The sequence below is a fragment of the Silvimonas terrae genome (assembly GCF_014202765.1).
In the GTDB taxonomy this organism is placed as follows: Bacteria; Pseudomonadota; Gammaproteobacteria; order Burkholderiales; family Chitinibacteraceae; genus Silvimonas; species Silvimonas terrae.
Genome location: NZ_JACHHN010000002.1, coordinates 405,505 through 428,238, shown reverse-complemented (window position 1 = coordinate 428,238; position 22,734 = coordinate 405,505). Strand labels below are relative to the sequence as shown.

20 protein-coding genes are annotated in these 22,734 nt (G+C 57.6%); 17 read left to right on the top strand and 3 right to left on the bottom strand.

All coding sequences use genetic code 11. The annotated features are described in order from the left end of the window. The first annotated feature begins 26 nt into the window (after positions 1 to 26). The 11 genes from ileS to HNQ50_RS06155 all read left to right on the top strand — a co-directional run bounded on the left by ileS (position 27) and on the right by HNQ50_RS06155 (position 12,585). Positions 27 to 2,894 carry an isoleucine--tRNA ligase gene (ileS, locus tag HNQ50_RS06205; protein ID WP_184098670.1) on the top strand — a complete coding sequence of 956 codons (2,868 nt, stop codon included), beginning with the start codon at positions 27 to 29 and terminating at the stop codon, positions 2,892 to 2,894. Then, complete coding sequence (gene lspA / locus HNQ50_RS06200; RefSeq protein ID WP_184098668.1) at positions 2,887 to 3,366, top strand: signal peptidase II; 480 nt, start codon at positions 2,887 to 2,889, stop codon at positions 3,364 to 3,366. Before ileS ends, lspA begins: the two co-directional genes overlap by 8 nt. Further along, positions 3,363 to 4,292 carry a 4-hydroxy-3-methylbut-2-enyl diphosphate reductase gene (gene ispH, locus HNQ50_RS06195; RefSeq protein ID WP_308419139.1) on the top strand — a complete coding sequence of 310 codons (930 nt, stop codon included), beginning with the start codon at positions 3,363 to 3,365 and terminating at the stop codon, positions 4,290 to 4,292. The genes lspA and ispH overlap by 4 nt, the downstream gene beginning before the upstream one ends. A 146-nt stretch (positions 4,293 to 4,438) precedes the next feature. After that, entirely contained in the window at positions 4,439 to 6,907 is a 2,469-nt protein-coding gene (locus HNQ50_RS06190; protein WP_184098666.1) for a heavy metal translocating P-type ATPase, read from the top strand. Next, entirely contained in the window at positions 6,907 to 7,092 is a 186-nt protein-coding gene (gene ccoS / locus HNQ50_RS06185; protein WP_184098664.1) for a cbb3-type cytochrome oxidase assembly protein CcoS, read from the top strand. Before HNQ50_RS06190 ends, ccoS begins: the two co-directional genes overlap by 1 nt. Positions 7,093 to 7,298: 206 nt before the next feature. Next, positions 7,299 to 8,720 carry a cytochrome-c oxidase, cbb3-type subunit I gene (gene ccoN, locus HNQ50_RS06180; RefSeq protein ID WP_184098662.1) on the top strand — a complete coding sequence of 474 codons (1,422 nt, stop codon included), beginning with the start codon at positions 7,299 to 7,301 and terminating at the stop codon, positions 8,718 to 8,720. Positions 8,721 to 8,746: 26 nt separating this feature from the next. Further along, complete coding sequence (ccoO, locus tag HNQ50_RS06175) at positions 8,747 to 9,361, top strand: cytochrome-c oxidase, cbb3-type subunit II (protein ID WP_184098660.1); 615 nt, start codon at positions 8,747 to 8,749, stop codon at positions 9,359 to 9,361. A 5-nt stretch (positions 9,362 to 9,366) separates the two neighbouring features. Continuing rightward, on the top strand, positions 9,367 to 9,561 hold the full coding sequence (locus HNQ50_RS06170; RefSeq protein ID WP_184098658.1) for a cbb3-type cytochrome oxidase subunit 3: 195 nt from the start codon (positions 9,367 to 9,369) through the stop codon (positions 9,559 to 9,561). After that, a complete protein-coding gene (gene ccoP, locus HNQ50_RS06165; RefSeq protein ID WP_184098656.1) occupies positions 9,562 to 10,482 on the top strand; it encodes a cytochrome-c oxidase, cbb3-type subunit III in 921 nt (306 codons plus the stop codon). 142 nt (positions 10,483 to 10,624) lie between these two features. Further along, the gene (ccoG, locus tag HNQ50_RS06160) at positions 10,625 to 12,073 is read left to right on the top strand and encodes a cytochrome c oxidase accessory protein CcoG (RefSeq protein WP_184098654.1); all 1,449 of its coding nucleotides are present in this window, start codon (positions 10,625 to 10,627) and stop codon (positions 12,071 to 12,073) included. A 23-nt stretch (positions 12,074 to 12,096) separates the two neighbouring features. Beyond that, positions 12,097 to 12,585: a FixH family protein gene (locus tag HNQ50_RS06155; RefSeq protein ID WP_184098652.1), complete on the top strand. Its 489-nt coding sequence runs from the start codon at positions 12,097 to 12,099 to the stop codon at positions 12,583 to 12,585. Positions 12,586 to 12,671: 86 nt separating this feature from the next. Here HNQ50_RS06155 and HNQ50_RS06150 read toward each other — a convergent pair whose 3' ends face one another. The 3 genes from HNQ50_RS06150 to HNQ50_RS06140 all read right to left on the bottom strand — a co-directional run bounded on the left by HNQ50_RS06150 (position 12,672) and on the right by HNQ50_RS06140 (position 15,105). Next, the gene (locus HNQ50_RS06150; protein WP_184098650.1) at positions 12,672 to 13,214 is read right to left on the bottom strand and encodes a FixH family protein; all 543 of its coding nucleotides are present in this window, start codon (positions 13,212 to 13,214) and stop codon (positions 12,672 to 12,674) included. 10 nt (positions 13,215 to 13,224) lie between these two features. After that, positions 13,225 to 14,058 carry an undecaprenyl-diphosphate phosphatase gene (locus HNQ50_RS06145; RefSeq protein ID WP_184098648.1) on the bottom strand — a complete coding sequence of 278 codons (834 nt, stop codon included), beginning with the start codon at positions 14,056 to 14,058 and terminating at the stop codon, positions 13,225 to 13,227. A gap of 93 nt (positions 14,059 to 14,151) precedes the next feature. After that, positions 14,152 to 15,105 (bottom strand): tRNA-dihydrouridine synthase, encoded by a 954-nt coding sequence (locus HNQ50_RS06140; protein ID WP_246428604.1) that lies wholly within the window; start codon positions 15,103 to 15,105, stop codon positions 14,152 to 14,154. A gap of 165 nt (positions 15,106 to 15,270) precedes the next feature. Here HNQ50_RS06140 and HNQ50_RS06135 point away from each other — a divergent pair, with 165 nt between their 5' ends. From HNQ50_RS06135 to HNQ50_RS06110, 6 genes are all read left to right on the top strand, one after another. Further along, positions 15,271 to 15,876, top strand: a complete 606-nt coding sequence (locus tag HNQ50_RS06135) for a LexA family protein (RefSeq protein WP_246428603.1) — start codon at positions 15,271 to 15,273, stop codon at positions 15,874 to 15,876. A gap of 160 nt (positions 15,877 to 16,036) precedes the next feature. Next, positions 16,037 to 16,864, top strand: a complete 828-nt coding sequence (gene queF, locus HNQ50_RS06130; protein ID WP_184098646.1) for an NADPH-dependent 7-cyano-7-deazaguanine reductase QueF — start codon at positions 16,037 to 16,039, stop codon at positions 16,862 to 16,864. 68 nt (positions 16,865 to 16,932) lie between these two features. After that, complete coding sequence (msrA, locus tag HNQ50_RS06125) at positions 16,933 to 17,475, top strand: peptide-methionine (S)-S-oxide reductase MsrA (RefSeq protein WP_184098644.1); 543 nt, start codon at positions 16,933 to 16,935, stop codon at positions 17,473 to 17,475. A 124-nt stretch (positions 17,476 to 17,599) separates the two neighbouring features. Next, complete coding sequence (dapC, locus tag HNQ50_RS06120) at positions 17,600 to 18,790, top strand: succinyldiaminopimelate transaminase (RefSeq protein WP_184098642.1); 1,191 nt, start codon at positions 17,600 to 17,602, stop codon at positions 18,788 to 18,790. A gap of 91 nt (positions 18,791 to 18,881) precedes the next feature. Continuing rightward, entirely contained in the window at positions 18,882 to 19,703 is an 822-nt protein-coding gene (gene dapD, locus HNQ50_RS06115; protein WP_184098640.1) for a 2,3,4,5-tetrahydropyridine-2,6-dicarboxylate N-succinyltransferase, read from the top strand. A gap of 122 nt (positions 19,704 to 19,825) precedes the next feature. Beyond that, positions 19,826 to 22,660 carry a M16 family metallopeptidase gene (locus HNQ50_RS06110; protein ID WP_184098638.1) on the top strand — a complete coding sequence of 945 codons (2,835 nt, stop codon included), beginning with the start codon at positions 19,826 to 19,828 and terminating at the stop codon, positions 22,658 to 22,660. Positions 22,661 to 22,734 lie beyond the last annotated feature (74 nt).

The following is a 22,734-nucleotide window of genomic DNA, read 5'->3' as shown; positions in this document are numbered from 1 at the left end:
CCATACCGAGCCAGGACAGAGCAAACATGAGTGACAAGCCGTCGAACAAGTACCCCGTTAACCTGCTCGACACCCCGTTCCCGATGCGTGGCGATCTGGCCAAGCGTGAGCCGGGCTTTCTGAAAGCGTGGCAAGACCAGCAGATTTATCAGAAGCTGCGCGCCAAAGCCAAAGAACAGAATCGCCCCAAGTTCATCCTGCATGACGGCCCGCCCTATGCCAACGCCAAGATCCATCTGGGTCATGCGGTCAACAAAATCCTGAAGGACATCATCGTCAAGTCGCGTTCGCTGGCGGGTTTTGATGCGCCTTATGTACCGGGTTGGGATTGTCACGGTCTGCCGATCGAACACCAGATTGAAAAACTGGCCAAGGGCGACAAGAACGCCATCAAGGCCAATCCGGACATCCACGCGCGCATCGTGAATTACCGCAAAGAGCATGGTCTGGATGAAAAATCCTACGCCCTGCCCCCGGCATTTATCCGCGAATTGTGCCGCCAGTACGCCGCCGCGCAGATTGAAATCCAGAAGGCGGACTTTATCCGTCTGGGCGTGATGGGTGACTGGGATCACCCCTACCGCACCATGGACTTCAAGACCGAAGCCGACATCGTGCGCACGCTGGGCAAGATCCACGCCAACGGTTACATGGTCAAGGGCCAGAAGCCGGTGCATTGGTGTGTGGACTGCGGCTCTGCGCTGGCTGAAGCCGAAGTTGAGTATGAAGACAAAACCTCGCCCGCCATCGACGTCGCCTTCAAAGTGCTGGATGCCGCTGCAGTGGCCAAAGCCTTTGACCTGTCGTCTCTGAATGGCAAAGACGCGTTCGCCGTCATCTGGACGACCACGCCGTGGACGCTGCCGGCCAACCAGGCCGTCGCGGTGCACCCTGATCTGACCTATGACCTGTTTGATACCCCCAAGGGCCTGCTGATCCTGGTGCGCGAACTGGCAGAGGCCGCACTCAAGCGCTATGGCTTTGAAGGCAGCAAATCGATTGGTCATGCCAAGGGCGCTGCGCTGGAATTCCTGCCACTGCAACACCCCTTCTATGATCGTCAGGGCAAGATCATCCTGGGCGATCATGTCACTACCGATGCGGGCACCGGCCTCGTGCATACCGCGCCGGCGCATGGTCTGGAAGACTGGCAAGTGGGCCTGAAGTACGATCTTTCCAAAGACAACCCGGTGGGCGATGACGGCCGTTACAAGTCCAGCGTCGAACGTTTTGCCGGTCTGACCGTGTGGCAAGCCAATCCGCAGATCGTTGAACTGCTGGGTGAAACTGGTGCTCTGCTGGCCAACGAAAAACTGCTGCACAGCTACCCGCATTGCTGGCGCCATAAAACACCGATCATTTTCCGTGCCACAGCGCAATGGTTTATCGCCATGGAAAAAGCCGGTGTAGACGGCAAGACCCTGCGCGACAAAGCCAACGCCGCGGTAGAGGCCACCGAGTTCTTCCCCTCCTGGGGGCGTGCCCGCCTGGAATCCATGATTGGCAACCGCCCTGACTGGTGTATCTCGCGCCAGCGTAACTGGGGTGTGCCGATGACGTTCTTTGTCCACAAAGAAACCGGCGAACTGCATCCGGATTCGCTGGCCTTGCTGGAAGAAGCCGCCAAACGCATCGAAAAAGAAGGCATTGAAGCCTGGTTCAAGCTGGATGCCGCTGAGCTGCTGGGCGCAGACGCCGAGCACTACAACAAGCTGCGCGACACGTTGGATGTGTGGTTTGACTCCGGCTCCACCCACTACGCAGTACTACGTCAGCGCGAAGAACTGGGCTGGCCGGCCGACCTGTATCTTGAAGGTTCTGACCAGCATCGTGGCTGGTTCCAGTCTTCCCTGCTGACGGGTTGCGCGACCGAAGGCCGTGCGCCCTACAAGCAATTGCTGACCCACGGCTTCACGGTGGATGAGCACGGTCACAAAATGTCCAAGTCCAAGGGCAACGGCATTGACCCGCAAGAAATCTTCAATACCCTGGGTGCGGACATGCTGCGCCTGTGGATCGCCAGCGCGGATTACTCCGGCGAAATGTCCTTGTCGCAAGAAATCCTCAAGCGCACCTCGGACGCCTACCGCCGCATCCGCAATACGCTGCGTTTCTTGCTGGCCAATATCTCTGACTTCAAGGCAGGCGATGCAGTCGCGGTCGAAGAGATGGTGGAACTGGATCGCTACGCACTGGTGCGCTACCAGGCCTTCCAGGATCGCGTTACCGCACTGTACGAGCGTTATGAGTTCCACTCTGCCGTACAGGAAATCCACGGTTTTTGCTCGGAAGAACTCGGCTCGTTCTACCTGGACATCATCAAGGACCGCTTGTACACCATGAAGGCGGACAGTGCAGGTCGCCGTTCTGCGCAAACCGCCATCTGGCACATCACACAGGGCCTCGTTCGCGTACTCGCGCCGATCTTGTCGTTTACCGCGCATGAAGTGTGGGAAACGCTGGGCAACGAAGAGAATGTGTTCTTTGCCACGCTGCACAGTGTGCCGCAAGTGGCTGATGCCGCTGCGCTGGATCAACGCTTTGCACTGATTCGTGAAGTGCGCTCGCAAGCACAAAAAGAAATCGAACTGCAACGTGCGGAAGGCAAGCTGGGTTCCTCACTGCAGGCCGAAGTCACCCTGACGGCCGATGGTGAAGTGTATGACGCGCTGGCCAGCCTGGCAGATGATCTCAAGTTTGTGTTGATCACATCCAAAGCCACCCTGGCGCGCGGCGAAGCAGCGCAAGCCAGCGTCAGCGCCTCGGCCGAACAAAAGTGCGAGCGTTGCTGGCACTACACGCCGACCGTAGGTAGCCACGCAGATCATCCGGGCCTGTGCGCGCGTTGTGTCGATAACCTGTTTGGCGCCGGTGAGGTTCGCAAGCATGCGTAAGTGGTTGATTATCGCGGTGCTGGTGATCGTGTTCGACCAGATCACCAAGCTTTTGATCCAGTCGCACCTGCAGTTTGGCGAAATGATCACGCTGATCCCCGGTTGTTTCAGCCTGACGCTGACCTACAATCTGGGGGCCGCGTTTTCATTCCTCGCCAACGCGGGTGGGTGGCAACGTCATTTCTTTACCGTGCTGGCCCTGGCGGTGTCGGGCTTTATCATTTACACCCTGCGCCGGCACCACCAACAGACACGGTTTGCCCTGGCCCTCTCGCTGATTCTGGGTGGCGCGCTGGGCAATGTGATTGATCGCGTGGCCTATGGCCATGTGATTGATTTTATTCTTGTTTACTGGAAAAACTGGTATTACCCGGCGTTCAACGTGGCTGACTCGGCCATTTGCATCGGGGCTGCGTTGCTGGTGATCGATTCACTCGCCCGTCCGCAGCACACCAGGGAGAAGACGCTGTGACCATGCAGATCATCCTTGCCAATCCGCGCGGCTTCTGTGCCGGCGTGGATCGCGCCATTGCCATTGTGGAGCGCGCGCTGGAGAAATACGGCGCTCCCATCTACGTGCGCCACGAAGTGGTGCACAACAAATACGTGATCGAAGACCTGAAGAAAAAAGGCGCGATTTTCGTCGAAGAGCTGGAAGACGTACCCTCCGGCAATACCGTGATTTTCTCCGCCCACGGGGTGTCACAAGCCGTACGGCGTGAGGCAGAATCTCGCGGCCTGACTGTATATGACGCCACCTGCCCACTGGTGACCAAGGTCCACCTTGAAGTCAAGCGCCTGCGCGAGCAGGGCTATGAAATCGTCATGATCGGCCACAAGGGCCACCCCGAGGTCGAAGGGACCATGGGGCAATCTGGCAATGGCGGCATGTACCTGGTAGAAGACCCGGAAGACGTCAGCGCATTGCAGGTCAATGCGCCGGACAAGTTGGCCTATGTCACCCAGACCACACTGTCGGTGGATGACGCTCAGGTGGTGATTAACGCCCTGCGCGCCCGCTTCCCGGACATTGTCGGCCCCAAGAAAGACGACATCTGCTACGCCACCCAAAACCGCCAGGACGCAGTCAAACAACTGGCGCGTGACGTGGATGTGCTGATTGTGGTGGGCTCGCCCAATAGCTCCAACAGCAACCGCCTGCGTGAAGTGGGCACCACGCTGGGCATTGATGCCTACATGGTCGATAACGAGACCGAACTCAAGGAGGAGTGGTTTGCCAACAAGGCACGCGTTGGCTTGACGGCAGGTGCGTCCGCGCCGGAAATCCTGGTCCAACAGGTGGTCGAGCGTATTCAGCAGTTTGGCGCGCAGTCCGTTGTACCGATGGCTGGTCTGGAAGAAAACATTGTTTTCTCGCTACCCAAAGGTCTGGCCTGAGCGCATAAACAAGCCTCTTTGTCATGGTCCAAATAAAAACGCCGCACTCGCGGCGTTTTTATTTGATTCAGAACAAGAAAACATCCGGGTCTATTTTGTAAGAAACCGCGCAGGCGGCGGGGCTACCCGCTACAATTGCTGCCATCATGAATGACATTGCCAGCGAGCCCTGCTTTCATTGCGGCGAACCCATTCCCCGGAGTCTGCACCTCTCCATTACCTGGCGCGACATCCCGCGGCCGGTGTGCTGTACGGGTTGTCAGGCGGTGGCCCAGAGCATTCTTGATGCGGGTCTGGGCGACTATTACGTGCAGCGCGAACAACCTGCTGACCGCGCCCAGCCGCTGCCAGCAGAAATGCAGGCGCGTCTGCGTCTGTACGATGACCCGGCCCTGCAACATACCTTTGTGCTTACCGAACCTGGCAATTGCCGGGAAGCCGCACTGCTGATTGAAGGGATTAACTGCGCGGCCTGCATCTGGCTCAATGAACGCCAGATCGCACGGATTCCCGGCGTGCAAGAAGTTTCCATCAACTACACCACCCATCGCGCCCGCGTACGCTGGGACAACAGCAAGACCCGTCTTTCCGCCATTCTGGAGGCAGTTGCGGCCATTGGCTATCACGCCCAGCCGTATGACCGCGCGCGCCAGGAAGCCGCCGCAGACAAATCCCGCAAATCGGCACTGTTCAGGCTCTGGGTAGCCGGGTTATCGATGATGCAGGTGATGATGTTTACAGTGCCGGTGTATATCAACGGCGAGCAGGACATCGCCCCGCAGTGGTTGTCCTTGCTGCACTGGGCCGGTTTTCTGCTGACGTTGCCTGTCGTGCTGTATTCCGCGTGGCCGTTTTATGTGTCCAGCTGGCTTGACCTGCGACGTGGGCGGGCCGGCATGGATCTACCGGTCACCATCGGCGTGCTGGCTGCGTTTGTGGCCAGCACCTGGGCCCTGCTGACCGGCCACGGCGCCGTGTATTTTGACTCCGTATCGATGTTTGTTTTTCTGTTGCTCAGTGGCCGCTACCTGGAAAGCCGCGCTCGCCGGCGCGCAGGGGCGGCGCTGGATGATCTCGCGGGCATGCTGCCGGCATTTGCCCACCGTCAGACTGGGCAGGACCATGCGCAAATCGAAGAAGTCCCGGTCATCCACATCCAGCCGGAAGATCGTTTGCTGGTCAAGGCAGGAGAAATCATCCCGGTCGATGGCCTGGTGCTGCAGGGGCACAGCCACGTTAACGAAGCGCTACTCACGGGTGAGAGTGCACCTGTCAGCAAGGCTGCGCGGCAAGAGGTCACTGCCGGCACGGTCAATCTGGATTCCCCCCTTATCATCAAAACTGTGCACGTGGGCGAAGCCACGCGCCTTGCCGGCATCGTGCGCCTGCTCGATGGCGCGCTGGCCGAAAAGCCCCATATCGCCCAGGTGGCTGACCGGGTGGCCGGCGTCTTCGTGGCGATCTTGCTGCTCGTAGCGTCGTTCACCTGGCTGTTCTGGCATTGGCACGCCCCGGACCACGCCTTGTCGATCGCCATTGCCGTGCTGGTGATCTCTTGTCCCTGCGCCCTTTCGCTAGCGACACCTGCGGCGCTAACCGCCGCAACAGGACACCTGGCACTGCGTGGGCTGCTCGTGTCTCGGGGACATACGCTGGAAACCATGACGCGCGTGACCGATATCGTTTTCGACAAAACAGGCACACTCACCCTGGGTCAACCGCAGTTGGTGCATACCAAGGTCTGGCATGGCGATGAACAATGGGCTGCGGGCATCGCCGCTGCGCTGGAGGCACACTCCGAGCATCCTCTGGCGCACGCATTGCTGCGGGACACGCCACTCTACGCAACTGACGTCACCAATCACCCCGGCGGCGGCCTGACCGGCATGATTGAGGGTACGGGATATACGATCGGTAAATTGCAGTTTGTAGCCGCTCATTGCGCTGCCCCCATGCCCGCCGTACCTGAAGAAGCACCCGCCGGCACACATATCTGGCTGGCCTGCGCCACCAAATGGATCGCCTGTTTTACTCTATCAGACGCGGTGCGTGCCGAGGCCCATGCCACTGTTGAGCGTTTGCAGACCCAGGGCTATACCGTTCATTTACTGAGCGGCGATCATGAGGCCGCCGTGGCTGCACTGGCGGAAACGCTGGGCATTGAAAGCCATACCGCCAGCGCCACACCCGCAGGCAAACTCAAAGTTATGCAAAAGCTGCAACAGGCCGGCAAACGCGTAATGATGGTGGGCGACGGCGTCAACGATGCGCCGGTTCTGGCGCTGGCCCATGTCTCGATCGCCATGGGGTCCGGGGTCGATGTTGCGCAGTCCACCGGCGATGCGGTGCTTTACGATAGCAAGCTGGATGTACTGCCTTTTGCCTTGTCGCTGGCCCGCCGTACGCAGCGGGTGATCCGGCAAAACCTGTGGTGGGCGCTGGGGTATAACCTGGTCGCACTTCCCATGGCCATTTGCGGTTTGATCACCCCCTGGCTGGCCAGCCTGGGAATGGCCGGGAGTTCCTTGCTGGTGGTGGGTAACGCATTGCGTCTTGCTGCGCCCAATCAATTACGGCGCAATAAAAAAACCGCTCCAGAACAAGGAATTAACTAATGGAAAGCCTGTATCTGCTCATTCCGCTTTCCGTATTACTGGTTTTTTTGATTGGTGCGCTATTCTGGTGGTGTATGCGCAGTGGGCAGTTCGATGATCTGGAAGGCCCTGCGCACCGCATTTTACAAGACGATGACTCCGCTGATGCGGCATTGCCGCAAAACGGGTCTGAACTTAAAAAATAACTGACTCCGGGTTTACGGCGCGCTAAGATACGGCCGAATCCGTGATGCAATTTGATTTGCATCAAAGCTGAGCTGCTGCCCGCCCGGCTAAATTCCCGACACAAGACTTATTCAGAATGCATAGCAGGTTTTCAACCTGCCCCCGACCCCACGGGGAGGCATGACAGATTTACTTTTGCTGTTTTGGAGCTTTTTCGGAGCGCTTTATGGAAAACCAGGCCACATACAATTACAAAGTGGTGCGGCAGTTTGCCATCATGACCGTCGTGTGGGGTATCGTCGGTATGTTGGTGGGTGTCGTGATTGCATCGCAACTCGCCTGGCCAGAACTCAATTTTGGCCCTTATTTTCACTTCGGCCGTTTGCGGGCCCTGCATACCAGCGGCGTTATTTTCGCTTTCGGTGGCAGCGGTCTGTTTGCCACCTCCTACTATGTTGTCCAGCGCACCTGTAATGTGCGGCTCTTCAGTGACAAGCTGGCCGCCTTCACCTTCTGGGGCTGGCAACTGGTCATTCTCTCCTGCGTCATCACCTACCCGCTTGGCATTACCTTCAACAAGGAATACGCCGAGATGGAATGGCCCATCAAAATCCTGATTGCCATTGTCTGGGTGTCTTATGCCGTCGTGTTCTTTGGCACCATCGCCAAGCGCAAGGTCAAACACATTTATGTCGCCAACTGGTTCTACGGCGGCTTTATTCTCGCCGTAGCCCTGCTGCATATCGTGAACAGCGCTTTCATCCCGGTGAGTTTGTGGAAGTCTTACTCGGTCTATGCTGGCGCCGTCGATGCCATGGTGCAATGGTGGTACGGCCATAATGCGGTGGGCTTTTTCCTGACCGCAGGCTTCCTTGGCATGATGTATTACTTTGTGCCCAAACAGGCTGGCCGCCCGATCTATTCCTATCGCCTTTCCGTCGTGCACTTCTGGGCGCTGATCTTTACCTATATGTGGGCAGGTCCGCACCATCTGCATTACACCGCCCTGCCAGACTGGACACAGTCACTGGGCATGATCTTCTCCCTGATCCTGCTGGCGCCAAGCTGGGGCGGCATGATCAACGGCATCATGACCTTGTCCGGTGCCTGGCACAAACTGCGCACCGACCCGATCCTCAAGTTCCTGATCACGGCACTGTCGTTCTACGGCATGTCGACGTTTGAAGGCCCGATGATGGCCATCAAAACCGTCAATGCGCTGTCGCACTACACCGACTGGACCATTGGTCACGTGCACTCCGGCGCATTGGGCTGGGTGGCCATGATTACCATTGGCTCGATCTACTACCTGATTCCGCGCCTCTTCAATCGTGAGCAGATGTGGTCCATCAAGCTGATCGAAGTCCACTTCTGGATCGCCACACTGGGCACCGTGCTGTACATCGCCTCCATGTGGATTGCCGGTGTGACAGAAGGCCTGATGTGGCGCGCGGTGAACCCGGATGGCACGCTGACTTATGCATTTATTGATGCAGTGAAAGCCACCCATCCGTATTACATCATTCGCTTCCTGGGTGGTGTGCTGTTCCTCTCCGGCATGGTGCTGATGCTCTACAACACGCTGCGTACCGCATTCTCCGGCACCCCGGTGAATGCGCAGATTCCCGCAGTGCATGCACACGCCTGATTAGCCAGAGACGGAGAAAACAAGCTATGGAAAGAATTCAGAAGCTGATTGAACAAAACGTCTTCTGGCTGATCTTGCTGACCATCCTCACGGTCAGTGTGGCCATGATGGTCGAGATCCTGCCGTTGGCATTTGCCAAGTCAACCACCGAACCGATTGAGGGCGTCAAGCCATATACCGCGCTGCAGCTGGCAGGGCGCGATATCTATCTGCGCGAAGGCTGTTACAACTGCCACTCGCAGATGATCCGGCCATTCCGGGCAGAGACCGAGCGCTATGGCCACTATTCGGTGGGTGGCGAATCGGTCTACGACCATCCCTTCCTGTGGGGCTCCAAGCGTACCGGGCCGGACCTGGCTCGTGTCGGTGGCCGATACTCGGATGAGTGGCACCGCGCCCACTTGATGAATCCGCGTGATGTGGTGCCGGAATCCATTATGCCGGCCTTCCCCTGGCTGGCTGCCAATCGTGTGGATGCACAAAGCCTGCCGGACAAGATGCGTGCCTTGCGCAGGGTGGGCGTGCCGTACACCGATCAAGACATCGCCAACGCGGTGAAAGATGCCGACGGCAAGTCTGAGATGGAAGCGGTCATTGCCTACCTGCAAAGCCTGGGTCTGGCTTTGAAGAACAAGAGGTAAGGCATATGGAATGGCAGGATCTTTTGCGCATCAGCGTCACCGTGCTGGGGTTTCTGTGCTTTGTTGCCCTGATCATCTGGGCATTCAGCAAGAACACCAAGGCAGAGATGGAAGAAGCGGGTCGTGCGCCCCTGCTTGATGATGACCTACCTGCGTCTTCGTCTGGGCAAAACAAGACAGCTTACCGCGCGGAGTCATAAATGAATGATTTCTACAGTAGTTTCTGGGGCGTTTACATCACCGTAATCGTCGTCGTATCGCTCATTGGTCTGGCATATCTGCTCAAGAGCCAGACCGTATTCAAAGTAAAAAAAGGCGAGAAAGTCGAAACCCTGGGCCACGTCTGGGATGGCGACCTTCAGGAATACAACAACCCGCTGCCAGGCTGGTGGGTTGGCTTGTTCGTACTCACGCTGGTATTTGCCGTTGGTTATCTGGCGCTGTATCCGGGCATTGCTGTTGGCAACTTGCGCCACTGGAGTTCCGCTGGCCAATACCAGCAGGAAACGGCGCAGGCGGATGCCAAGTACGGCCCTATCTACGACCAGTTTCTGAAGATGCCCATTGAACAAGTGGCACAGAATCCGCAAGCCCAGGAAATCGGCAAGCGGCTGTTTCTGACCTATTGCCTGCAATGTCACGGTGCAGACGCACGGGGCGCCAAGGGCTTTCCCAATCTGGTTCATCACGACTGGATGTACGGCGGCACGCCGGATCGGATCGTTCAGACTATCAGCAATGGTCGTCACGGCCAGATGCCAGCCTTTGGTGCCGCGTTTGGTGAGGAAAAAGTGCGGGATGTCGCCAACTATGTGCTGAAGATTTCGGGCAACAAGTTTGATGATGAGCGTGCCGGTCGTGGCGAATCCACCTTCAAACAAGTCTGCGCTGCCTGTCATGGGCCGGATGGCCACGGCAATATCGACGTGGGCGCCCCCAATCTGACACACCCAAGTGGCGTATGGCTGTACGGCAAATCGGAAACTACCATCATTGAAACCATCACCAATGGGCGCAACAACCAGATGCCCGCCTGGAAAGACTTCCTGGGCGACGCCAAAGTGCACGTACTCGCTGGTTATGTGTATGGCCTGTCCCACAACGCCCAGAATGCCCAGTAATACTGCGCAACGGTGTTAGCCGCCACCTGGCGGCAACCAAAATACGGGCGGATTGAATCCGCCCGTATGCTTTTCACCCTCCACTGGTGAATACCTGACCCACCCCGGAGTGCCGGCCAGGCCCGCAACAGGAATTGCCATCATGAGCAAGAAGCTGCAAGACATTCCCGTGACTGTGGTCGAGGTCAACGACCAGGGCGAATACGAAGAAATTCGCCTGTACGCCAAACACAAAAAAATCTATCCCCGCTGGATTAACGGGTTGTTCAACAAATGGCGGATTTTCTTTGTCATCGCCACGCAGTTGTTTTTCTACGGCATGCCCTGGGTCAATCTCAATGACCGGCAAGCACTGCTGTTTGACCTGGCCAATCGCAAGTTCTTCATTTTCAATCTGGTTTTCCTGCCGCAAGACTTCATCTACCTGACCGCCCTGCTCGTCATGTGCGCGTTTGGCCTGTTTGCCTGGACCACCATCGGCGGCAGACTATGGTGCGGCTATTCCTGTCCGCAAACCGTGTACACAGAGATCTTTTTGTGGATAGAAAAGTGGGTCGAAGGCGACCGCATGGCGCGGATCAAACTGGATAACGGCCCGCGTAATGCCCGCAAGATCAGACTTAAGCTGACCAAACACGCAATCTGGATTGTCGTGTCACTGTGGACCGGCTTTACCTTTGTTGGTTACTTCACCCCCATCCGGGAGCTCTGGCACGAGACCCTGACCCTGGGCATCAGCCCGCTAGAGGCGTTCTGGGTGCTGTTCTACGGTTTTGCCACCTATGGCAACGCCGGCTGGCTGCGTGAGCAGGTCTGCAAATACATGTGCCCCTATGCCCGGTTCCAGAGCGCCATGTTTGATGCTGACACACTGGTGGTCTCTTATGATCTGGAGCGCGGCGAGTCACGTGGCAGCCGCAAAAAAGGCGCTGATTACAAAGCCGAGGGGCTGGGTGACTGCATCGACTGCAAGATGTGCGTGCAGGTTTGTCCGGTTGGCATTGATATTCGTGATGGGCTGCAATACGAGTGTATTGGCTGCGCGGCATGTATTGATGCGTGTGACGAAGTCATGGACAAAATGAGCTACCCGCGCGGCCTGATCCGCTACACCACGGAAAATGCGCTCAACAAGATCTACCCGGAGTCAAAGTTTCTGTCGCGTCTCAAGCGTCCCCGGGTGCTGATGTATGGCGTGATTCTGCTCATTGTCGCCGTGATTACGCTGGTGTCTCTGGCGCACCATCAACCGGTCAAGGTCAATATCGCGCGCGACCGCGTGGCACTGGTGCGTGAGGCGGAAGACGGCATGCTGGAAAACAGTTACCGGCTGCAGATCGAAAACGCCGATGAAAAGAGCCATGTCTACACGATTCAGGCCGAAGGGCTGGAAGGCATGAAAGTGCTGGTCGATGGCGGCAACGCGGTATCGGTCAGTGCGACCGGCCAGGAGGACGTCGGCGTGCGTCTGCACGTCGATGCCGCGCATGCAAAGGCAGGCAGCCATCCGATTTACTTTATTGTGACCGCCCGGGACGACCCGAAAATTGAAGTTCGCGAAAAATCGAGCTTTATCGGGCAGAATCCGTAAATAACCGTCAGCGCGTGAAGTCCATGCAAGAGAAAAAACCGTGGTACAAGCCCTCCTGGGCCTGGTTCGTCCTGGCCTTGCCGCTGATTGCCATCCTCGGGTGTATCAATCTGATCTGGCTGGCTGGCAAGCACAATGATGGTGCCGTAGCGGACGATTACACCCGTACTGGTGATGAGGTCACTCAGGTTGTAGCGCGGGATCAGTTTGCCGCCAGGTTGGGTTTGCGTGCCGAGGGGGGCATTGATGAGCACGGCCAGGTGCATTTCACGCTGAATCAAACTGCCGCAGGTCCGCTGCAGCTGCGCTTGATTCACCCCACGGTGGCGGCCAATGACCAGCAGATTGTACTCAAAGACATGGGCGCCCAGAATTGGCAAGGGCAATTGGCGCATCCCTTGGGGGAAGCCCGCTGGGAGATGGCCCTGGTAGACGGCAAGAATCAATGGCGTTTGCGCGGCCAAATCAAACCGGGACAAAAGACTGGTTGGCTGCTGCAACCACGTCCCTAGGTTGGCAGTGCGCGTGAGACAAAACAAAACCCCGGGTTGCGCCGGGGTTTTGTGTCTGTTTTGTGTCTGGATGTCACACCAACAGGCTAATTATCAGCCGGTGCGGTGGTGGGGGCGCTTGGCAAGATGTGGATTACATTGCCATTCCTGGCATTCCACTCACCTTCCATTCGCCATTGATCCTGGTTTTCCACCATCACGTGCCACCGGGTTGCCCGCGTAGGTTCGATGTTGGCGATATAAACAGCGCCTTCCGTTTTGCCCAGTACCACATGCTGATCCAGCTTCTCTTGCGTGGGGTGGGCCAGGTCCAGTTGTAATACGGGGGGCAGCTGCTGGTTCTTGGGGTTGTCCAGCTTAAGGGACACCTGCCCCTTGGCAACATCGATGGTCAACTGCCCATCCAGCCCCAATGCTTTGGCCTTGGCGTCTTCATGCATGCGCTCGTTAATGGTTTGCCCAGCCTGATAGTAGTTCTGGGTCACCAGGTCATCCTCGCGCGAGAACGCCAGGTACACACAGAACAAACTACCCACCACAACACATGCCGGGCCCAGTGCCACCAGCCAGGGGCCGGGTTCTTTGTACCAGGGTTTGCGTTGCTGCGAACCATGCGTGAGTGAAGGCATTGCGTGTTCCTTATGCAAATTTGACGGCCAGACCCAAAATGCCCAGAGCAATACAGTACCAGCCAAACGGACTGAGTGCTTTGACTTCATGCATCTTGAAATAACGCATCAGCGCCCAGGTGCTGATATATGCGCAGATGCCGGCAATCAGCCCGCACAGCGCCATTTGCCCGAAGGGTAACGGGCCTGCTTCGTGCATGGCTTTGGGGACTTCCAGCAAGCTGGCGGCCAGAATAATGGGCGTGGCCAGCAAGAAGGAAAAACGGGCTGCCGCTTCGTAAGACAAGCCTTGCGACAGGCCGCCCAGTAAAGTGCTGCCAGAGCGGGAAATCCCCGGCACCAGCGCCAGGCTTTGCGCAAAACCAATTTTGATGGCACCGGCAAAGGTCAGGTCTTCCAGCTTGCGCCCGCCTGTGGTGCGGCGCACCAGCCGCTCCCCGGCAATCAGCATGATGCCGTTGATGACCAGCACCACCAGCACAATGGTGCTACTGCCAAAGAGAAGCTTGATTTTCTTTTCCAGCAACAGGCCCAGCAGACCTGCCGGAATCGTGCCTGCCACCATCAACCACAGGGGCCGCGCCAGCGCGTTATTGGGGTTGCCGCCGCCTTTGAAGAAGTTGCGGAACAGTTCGATCCAGTCTTTGTAGAAATACGCCAGCAACGCCAGTGCGGTCCCCAGGTGCAGCACCACCATAAAGGGCAGAAATTGCTCGCTCCGCGTGTCCATTTGCCAATGCAGCAGGTCTGGCACCACAACACCATGCCCCAGGCTACTCACCGGGAACAATTCGCTGACCCCTTGCATGATTGCAAACAAAATACTTTCGAGCTGCAGCCCCATCAAGGCGCCTCCTGTGATTTCAAACTGGTCGTCAAATCAAGATAATGGCCGGATCATCCGGCCATAAAGTCATTAGTGTGCAGGCAACTTGACTCATGCAGGTATGGGTTGCGCCGCTTGCATGGAGTCCAGCATCAATGCGATCAGGTCGCCCGCCTCCTGCAATGCGCGACCTTCAATAAAGACTGCATCAGCCTGGTGGTAATGGCGGCGCATATAGCCCAGCCACTGTTTAACCCGTCCACTTTGATATTTTGGCAGGATTCGTGTTTCAACGTTATGCCAGAACACATGAACCAGCGGTGCCAACTCATGCCAGGCCAGGCCCGCCTTGCCACACACCTCCAGGGCCAGCCCGGGGTTGGCAACCATGCCGCGCCCGATCATGACGTCTTCGCAGCCGGAAACTTCGCGGCAGCGATGAAAATCGGCCACGGTCCAGACTTCACCATTGGCAATGACCGGAATACGCAAAGCTTCACGAATGGCCGGGAGTTTTTCCCAGTATGCAGGCGGCTTGTAGCCATCGGTTTTGGTTCTGGCGTGAACAACCAGTTCTGCCGAGCCGCCATCTTCCATGGCATGTGCGCATTCCAGGGTCAGGCTTTGATCCTCATAACCCAGCCGCATTTTGGTCGTCACCGGAATGTGTGCTGGCACGGCCTGGCGCACCGCACGTACCACGTCGTGAATAACCTCTGGCGTCTTGAGCAGTAACGCGCCGCCACCATGGCGGTTGACGGTTTTGGCCGGACAGCCAAAGTTAAGGTCAATACCCGGCGGATTCAGGGATGCCAGCCGCTCCGCATTCTCTGCCATGCAAACCGGATCAGACCCCAGCAACTGCACGCGCACAGGCACACCAGCGGGCGTTTTGCCGCCGCTCAGGAGCTCAGGCACAAAGCGGTAGAAAAGGCGCTTGGGCAGCAAGGAGCCAGAAACGCGGATGAACTCGCTCACACACAGGTCCACACCACCAGACCGGGTCAGCACATCCCGCAATACATGATCAAGCAGCCCCTCCATGGGGGCCAGATAGATACGCAAAACAAGTCCAGCCAGAAAATCGTTAACCCGCCATTGTACCGCGCTGGCTTTGTTTTGCTGCGTATCGATTGATGCGCGGAGGTCAGGCCGAAGCGTCGTGATGCCACACTTCAGACGCATCTTATTTGACACAGAACGTTCGTTCACATAACCTTTGGAGAACGAATGTTCTGTGAGTGGATCATGGGCAACCCGAATCGCGATAACGAGTATCTCGGCAAGCTGCAAGATTATTATGCCGATTACCGCAGCCTGCCCTCTTATGCCGTCATTGGCGAAATGTTGGGCATGGCCTCCAAATCCGCCGTTTCTGCGCTGGTCAAGCGCCTGATGCTGGCCGGGTTTATTGAAATGACCCCAGACAAACGCCTGGCACCGACCAAACGGTTCTTTGAGCGTGAGCTGGCGGATTTTCCGGTGCCCGCAGGTTTGCCGGCGGCCGCCAATGATGCGATGAGCGAAGCGCTCTCCATTGACGATTATCTGATCAACCGCCCCTCCGCCACCATTACCATCCGTGTGCGTGGCGAGTCCATGATCGAGGCCGGCATTCATGATGGCGATGTCGCCATTGTGGAGAAACGCCCCGCCGCTCGCGTGGGCGATATCGTGGTCGCAATTATTGATGGCGAATACACGCTCAAGGAACTGGGGCGAGACAAACAAGGGTTCGTCCTGTTGCCACGCAACCCGGAGTTCTCACCCATTCGGCCTAAAGAAGGACTGGAGATTTACGGCGTTCTGGTCGGTCTGGTTCGCAAGTACCGTTAAATTGTCCTGGCTTTCTCCTCCCCAACCCCGGTGCTGCCGGGGTTTTGTTTTTACCGCGCCATACCGCACAATAAGTGTCGGGCGAGGTCATTTGTCTTGAATGTCCGGGGAACGGGCGCATTTGTAGCTCTTCCCGGCCCGAATTTTTACTGGAAAGCGCATGAGCGAAGCTGAATTTTCGCCGCTTGGCAAAGCGGTCAGTTACAAAACCGAATATGACCCGACCTTGTTGTTTCCGATTCCGCGCAAGGGCAAGCGCGACGAGATCGGTGTCGGTTCAACACTGCCGTTTATGGGTATGGATATCTGGAATGCCTATGAACTGAGCTGGCTGAATCAGCGCGGCAAGCCAGAAGTGGCCATTGCCACTTTTCTGATCCCGGCCGAGAGCCCGAACATTGTTGAGTCCAAATCATTCAAGCTGTACCTCAATAGTTTCAACCAGACAAAACTGGCCGGCTTCGAGGCACTGCAATCCTTGTTGCAGGCCGATCTTTCTGCTGCGACTGGCGCGCCGGTCATCGTCCAGCTCTTTGAGCCTGCCGCGTTTGCCGCACAAAAGATGGGCGACCTGAAAGGTTATTGCATCGACAACCTGGATATTGAAGTCGATCAGTATGAGCCTGCACCGGGCATTTTGAAGTGCGACGAACTCAATGCCCCGGTGGAAGAAACGCTGACGTCCAACCTGTTGAAATCGAACTGCCTGGTAACCGGGCAGCCAGACTGGGCCAGCGTGCAAATTCATTACGTGGGTGCGCCCATCAACCGGGAAAGCCTGCTGCGCTATCTGGTGTCGTTCCGTAATCACAACGAATTTCATGAGCAGTGTGTCGAGCGCATCTTTGTCGACATCCTGCGTGAGTGCAAACCCATGAAGCTGGCGGTATACGCTCGCTACACGCGTCGTGGCGGGCTGGATATCAACCCGTACCGCTGTAATTTCAGCGGCCCGCAGCCGACCAATATCCGGACAGCCCGGCAATAAACCGGGCTGTTGATAACACAAGCCACGCGCAAGAAGCGTGAACAAACTATCCCACAAGGAGAAACGCAGTGACGACAGAAGTTGCAGTACTGGCCGGTGGCTGCTTCTGGTGCATGGAAGCCGTCTTCCAGCGCCTGCGCGGTGTAACTGCCGTGCAATCAGGTTATATGGGTGGCCACGTTGATCACCCCACCTACAAGGCCGTGTGCACGGGAGAAACCGGCCATGCCGAGGTGTTGCGGATCGACTTTGACAGCAGCGTCATCAAGTACGAAGACATCCTGGATGTGTATTTCACCATTCATGATCCGACCACGTTGAACCGCCAGGGTGATGATATTGGCACGCAATATCGCTCCGAGTTGTTCTACTTGTCTGCCGAACAAGAGCAGAAAGCACGCGCAAAAATTGCGGAGCTGACCGCTGCGGGTACGTTCCGCGATCCGATCGTCACCAAAATCACGCCGGCGCAAGACTTCTGGCCGGCTGAGGACTATCACAACAACTATTTCAATCAGCATGGCGAACAGCCGTATTGCTCGCTGGTCGTGGCGTCCAAGGTGCAAAAACTGCTGAAGTACTTCCCTTCGCAGTCCAAAGAAAGTCTGTAAGCGCCCTTTCAGCACTCACCAGAACGGCGGACAGCGCAAAGCTCTCCGCCGTTTTTGCCGGCTGGGTGTCGGCAGATTCACAACGCCGTTATAATTGTCATTTTCCCCAGGGCCCGCTGCAACCATGTCTCCCCGGCTTGATGATCTGCATCCGTATCCGTTCCAGAAGCTGAAAACGCTGTTTGCTGGCGTTACGCCCAATCCGGCACTCAAGGCGGTCAATCTGTCGATTGGCGAACCCAAGCATGCTGCGCCGGCACTGATCAAGGATGCATTGATCCACAATCTGGATGGGCTTTCTGCCTATCCGGCCACGCTGGGTAGTGATGCGCTGCGGGGGGAGATCAGCCAGTGGCTCGCCCGGCGCTATGACATTCCGGCCCCGGATGCGGCCACGCAGATCATTCCGGTCAATGGCAGTCGTGAAGCCCTGTTTTCCTTTGCGCAAGCCGTGATCGATACCAGTGGCAACCACAAGCCCGTGGTGATTTCACCCAACCCGTTCTACCAGATTTATGAAGGCGCGGCCTTGCTGGCCGGCGCTGAACCGTTTTACGTCAACTGCCTGGCGCAGCACCATTTTCAGCCGGACTGGGACGCCGTACCGGAAGAGGTCTGGCAGCGCACGCAACTGGTGTTTGTGTGTTCGCCGGGCAATCCCACCGGCGCGGTAGCGTCTCTGGAAGACTGGCGTCGTCTGTTTGCGCTGTCTGATCGTTATGGTTTTGTGATCGCCAGTGATGAGTGCTATTCCGAGATCTATTTTGGTGAACAGCGCCCATTGGGTGGTCTGGAGGCCGCACACAAACTGGGGCGCGACGATCGCCGCCTGGTAGTGTTCAGTTCACTTTCCAAGCGTTCTAACGTGCCTGGTCTGCGCTCTGGTTTCGTAGCGGGTGATGCGCAAATTCTGGCGAAATTTCTGCTGTACCGTACCTATCATGGCTGTGCCATGAGCCCGTCGGTACAGGCCGCCAGCGCGGCCGGCTGGCATGACGAGGCGCATGTCATTGAAAACCGGGCGCTTTATGCGGCCAAGTTTGCCGCGGTCACGCCCACGCTGGCGCACGTGCTGGATGTTGCCCTGCCGGATGCCTCGTTCTACCTGTGGGCCGCTACGCCGATCAGTGACACGGAATTTGCCCGGCGCCTGTATGCTGAACATCATGTCACCGTCTTGCCAGGCTCATATCTGGCCCGTGAAGCGCATGGCATTAACCCGGGTGCCAACCGGGTACGTATCGCGCTGGTGGCCCCGCTGGAAGACTGCATGATTGCCGCTGAACGTATTGTCGCGTTTTGCAAAAGTCTGTAAGCCGGCGCTGCTGCCGGTCATCAATCCTCATTACACCCGCGCGGCCGGTGCTATGCCGCGCACTACCATTGAAAAGAGACAGGAAAAAGCCATGAGCAATCTGCAGTCCGTGATCGAAACCGCGTTCGAAAACCGTGCCGAAATCAACCCTGGCAATGCCACGGCTGAAGTGCGCGATGCCGTTAACGAAGCCATCAACGGCCTCGACAAGGGTCTGTGGCGTGTGGCCGAGAAAGTGGACGGCCAATGGCAAACCAACCAATGGCTGAAAAAAGCCGTACTGCTGTCGTTCCGCCTGAACGACAACGTGGTGCTGGACGGCGGCTGCACCCAGTATTTTGACAAGGTGCCGAGCAAGTTCGCCGACTATACCGAGGCTGATTTTCGCGCCGGCGGTTTCCGCGTGGTGCCCAATGCCGTTGCCCGCAAGGGGTCGTACATTGCCAAAAACGTGGTGCTGATGCCCTCTTACGTCAATATCGGCGCGTATGTGGATGAAGGCACCATGGTCGATACGTGGGCAACCGTGGGCTCTTGCGCCCAGATCGGCAAGAACGTGCACCTGTCTGGTGGTGTCGGCATCGGTGGCGTGCTGGAGCCGCTGCAAGCCGGCCCGACCATCATCGAAGACAATTGCTTTATCGGCGCGCGTTCAGAAGTGGTAGAAGGTGTCATCGTCGAAGAAGGCTCGGTCATCTCGATGGGCGTTTACATCGGCCAGTCCACCAAAATCTATGACCGCGAAACCGGTGAAGTCACTTACGGCCGCATCCCGGCCGGTTCTGTGGTGGTGTCGGGCAACCTGCCCTCCAAAGATGGCAGCTACAGCCTGTATTGCGCTGTGATCGTCAAAAAAGTGGATGCCAAGACCCGCGGCAAGGTCGGCATCAACGAACTTCTGCGCGGCATTTAATTCAAATGCAACCGAAGCCCGGGCAAGGCACACCCTGCCCGCCCGGGTTTGCGGCCGCCTTTGCGCCCTGAGCGCCAGACCGGTCACCAGTGATCTGATCTCCTTGAACCTCGGTAACCTTCATGCCCTTGATCCGCACGCTGCTTGTCGCTTCGCTCCTTTCTGTCAGCCTTGTGTCGCTTGCCCACGCCGAAGCTGGCTTTGCGCAAGACAAAAGTGATATCAAACCTGATCCCGCCATCACCTGGGGCACACTCGATAACGGGGTGCGTTACGTCATCATGCCCAATAGCGAACCCAAGGGCCGCGCCAGCTTGCGATTGCTGGTCAAGGCTGGTTCACTGGACGAGACAGATGACCAGCAGGGCCTGGCGCACTTTCTGGAGCACATGGCGTTCAAGGGCAGCACGCATTACAAGCCCGGCACGCTGGTCAACTACTTCCAGCGCCTTGGCATGGGCATGGGAAGCGATGCCAATGCCAATACCGGACAGGACCGTACGGTCTACCAGCTGGAGTTACCGGACACCAAGCCGCATACCTTGCAAGAGGGCTTGCAGGTGTTTGCTGATTTCTCTGGCGGGCTGTTGCTGCAGCAGGACCAGATTGATGGCGAGCGCGGTGTAATTCTGAGCGAAAAGCGCGCGCGGGACTCCGTCGCGTTTCGCAGTTACAAGGCAGAAATCGGTTTTCTGTTGCCCGGCTCTTTGCCCGCAGAGCGCATGCCGATCGGGCTTGATCCGGTGATTGAACAAAGCAAACGTGATCGTTTTGTCGACCTGTACAACACCTGGTACCGGCCGGATCGCATCACTGTGGTGGCGGTGGGCGACCTGAATGTCAAACAGACCACGGCGTTGATCCAGAAAGAGTTCGGCGAGATTGCCCCGCGTGCGCCCGCCCGCCCGGATCCGGACCTCAAATTACCGACCAGTATTAGCGAGACCGGCTTTGGCTATCACTACGAAGCCGATGCCCCCAATACCAATATCAGCATCCAGACACTGCAACCCTTTCCTGGCGCCGATAGCAGCAAAATCCGCCTGAACGACCAGACCCTGCAACTGGCACTGGATATGTTGTCCCGCCGTCTGGACATCCTGGCGCACAAGGAAAACTCGCCACTGAACGGCGCCTATACCGGCGTGTATGACATGTTCCAGACCGTGCGCGTCGGCAGCGTGGGCGCGTCGGCCAAGCCGGAGCAATGGCAAGCCGCACTGGCGCTAATTGACCTGCAACTGCGCAGCGCACTGGATCACGGATTCACCGCCCAGGAACTGCAGGTCGCGGTCGCCAATATGCGAACCGATCTGGATCAATCCGTGGCGAGCGCCGCAACGCGTCGCTCTGAGCGCCTGGCAGGTGCGATTGCTGACGCACTCAATGACCGCAACGTCTTTACCTCGCCGGCACAGGACAAGGCACTGATCGTGCCCCTGCTGGATAAAGTCACACCAGCGGATTGTCTGGCCGCATTGCGTAATGCCTGGAGCGGCGGCCGCCGTGTGTTTGTGTCCGGTAACGTCAAGCTGGACGACCCGCAAGCACAAATCAAGGCAGCGTGGACGCAAAGCCAGAGCGTCGCCAGCACCAGCAGTGCCAACGAGAACAAAGTGGTGTTCCCCTATACGGATTTTGGGCAAGCCGGCACAGTGGCCGCGCAAAAGCGCCTGGCGGATCTGGATATCACGCAAGTCACGTTCACCAATGGTGTACGCCTTAACCTCAAGCAGACGCCCTTCCAGGCCAACACCATTAACCTGAGCATGCGCGTAGGGGCTGGCCGGCTGACTGAGCCGGCAGCGACGCAGCCGGGCCTGGCCTGGTTGTCATGGCTGGCCTTCAAGGCCGGCGGCCTCGACAAACTGGGGATTGATGATCTGGATGCCGCGCTGGCCGGCAAGCAAGTCGGGCTGGATTTCCGGGTATCCAACGACGCCTTTACCTTTGGTGGCAGTACCAACCAGGACAACCTGCTGTTGCAACTGCAGTTGTTCACGGCCTACCTGACGCATGCCGGCTACCGGCCGGAAGCACTGACCATGGCGCGCAAGGCCATTGTCGAAACCCAGACGGAACTGGCGCACACCCCTGAAGGCAAGCTGCAGACGAATATTGCTGCTGAGCTGGCCAATCACGACCCACGCTTTGGCATTCCGGATCAAAAGGTGCTGATGGGGCGTTCGCTCGACGAAGTTAAAGCCTGGGTGCAACCGCAGCTGGATAAAGGCCCGCTGGAGATCTCCATTGTCGGCGATATTGACGTCAACAAGACCATTGCCGCTGTCGCGCAAACGCTGGGCACGCTGCCGGAGCGGGAAATCAAGCCTGATTACGCCAGTCAGCGTATCGTCAATTTCCCCGACAAGGCAGAGAGCCTGCGCTACACCGTACCGACCGAAATCAATCGAGGCCTGGTCTACCTGGTGTGGCCGGCCACCGATGGTCGCGACATCCATCTGGCCCGCCGTTTCAACCTGTTGGCCGAGGTATTCAAGAACCGCCTGTGGGACACCATCCGCACCCAGATGGGTAGTTCCTACAGTCCCGAAGCCTTTGCCCAACTGAGCGAAACCTTTACCGGCTACGGCTCGGTCGGCGTATTGATCACGGTAGAGCCAGAGCAGGCTGACAAAGTCACCACTGCGGTACAGAAGATTGCCGCCGACATGCAGGCGCACGGCGTGACCGAAGACGAACTGGAGCGCGCCCGCGCCCCGATCCTGACCGGCATTCGGGATTCCGAACGCACCAACGGCTACTGGCTGGGCACGGTGCTCAACGGCTCGCAGGAAATCCCGGCCAAACTGGACTGGGCACGCAGTCGCGCGGCGGACTATCAGAGCATCACCAAAGCGGACCTGGATTCGCTGGCGCGCCATTATCTGATCAAGGATCGCACCTTCAGCTTTACCGTGGTGCCCGATCACAAGATCGCCAGCAACAGCAAATAAATAGTCTGCAGGCAGCCTTCCGGGCTGCCCAATAAAAACGGCTGAGTGACGCAATGTCATTCAGCCGTTTTTAT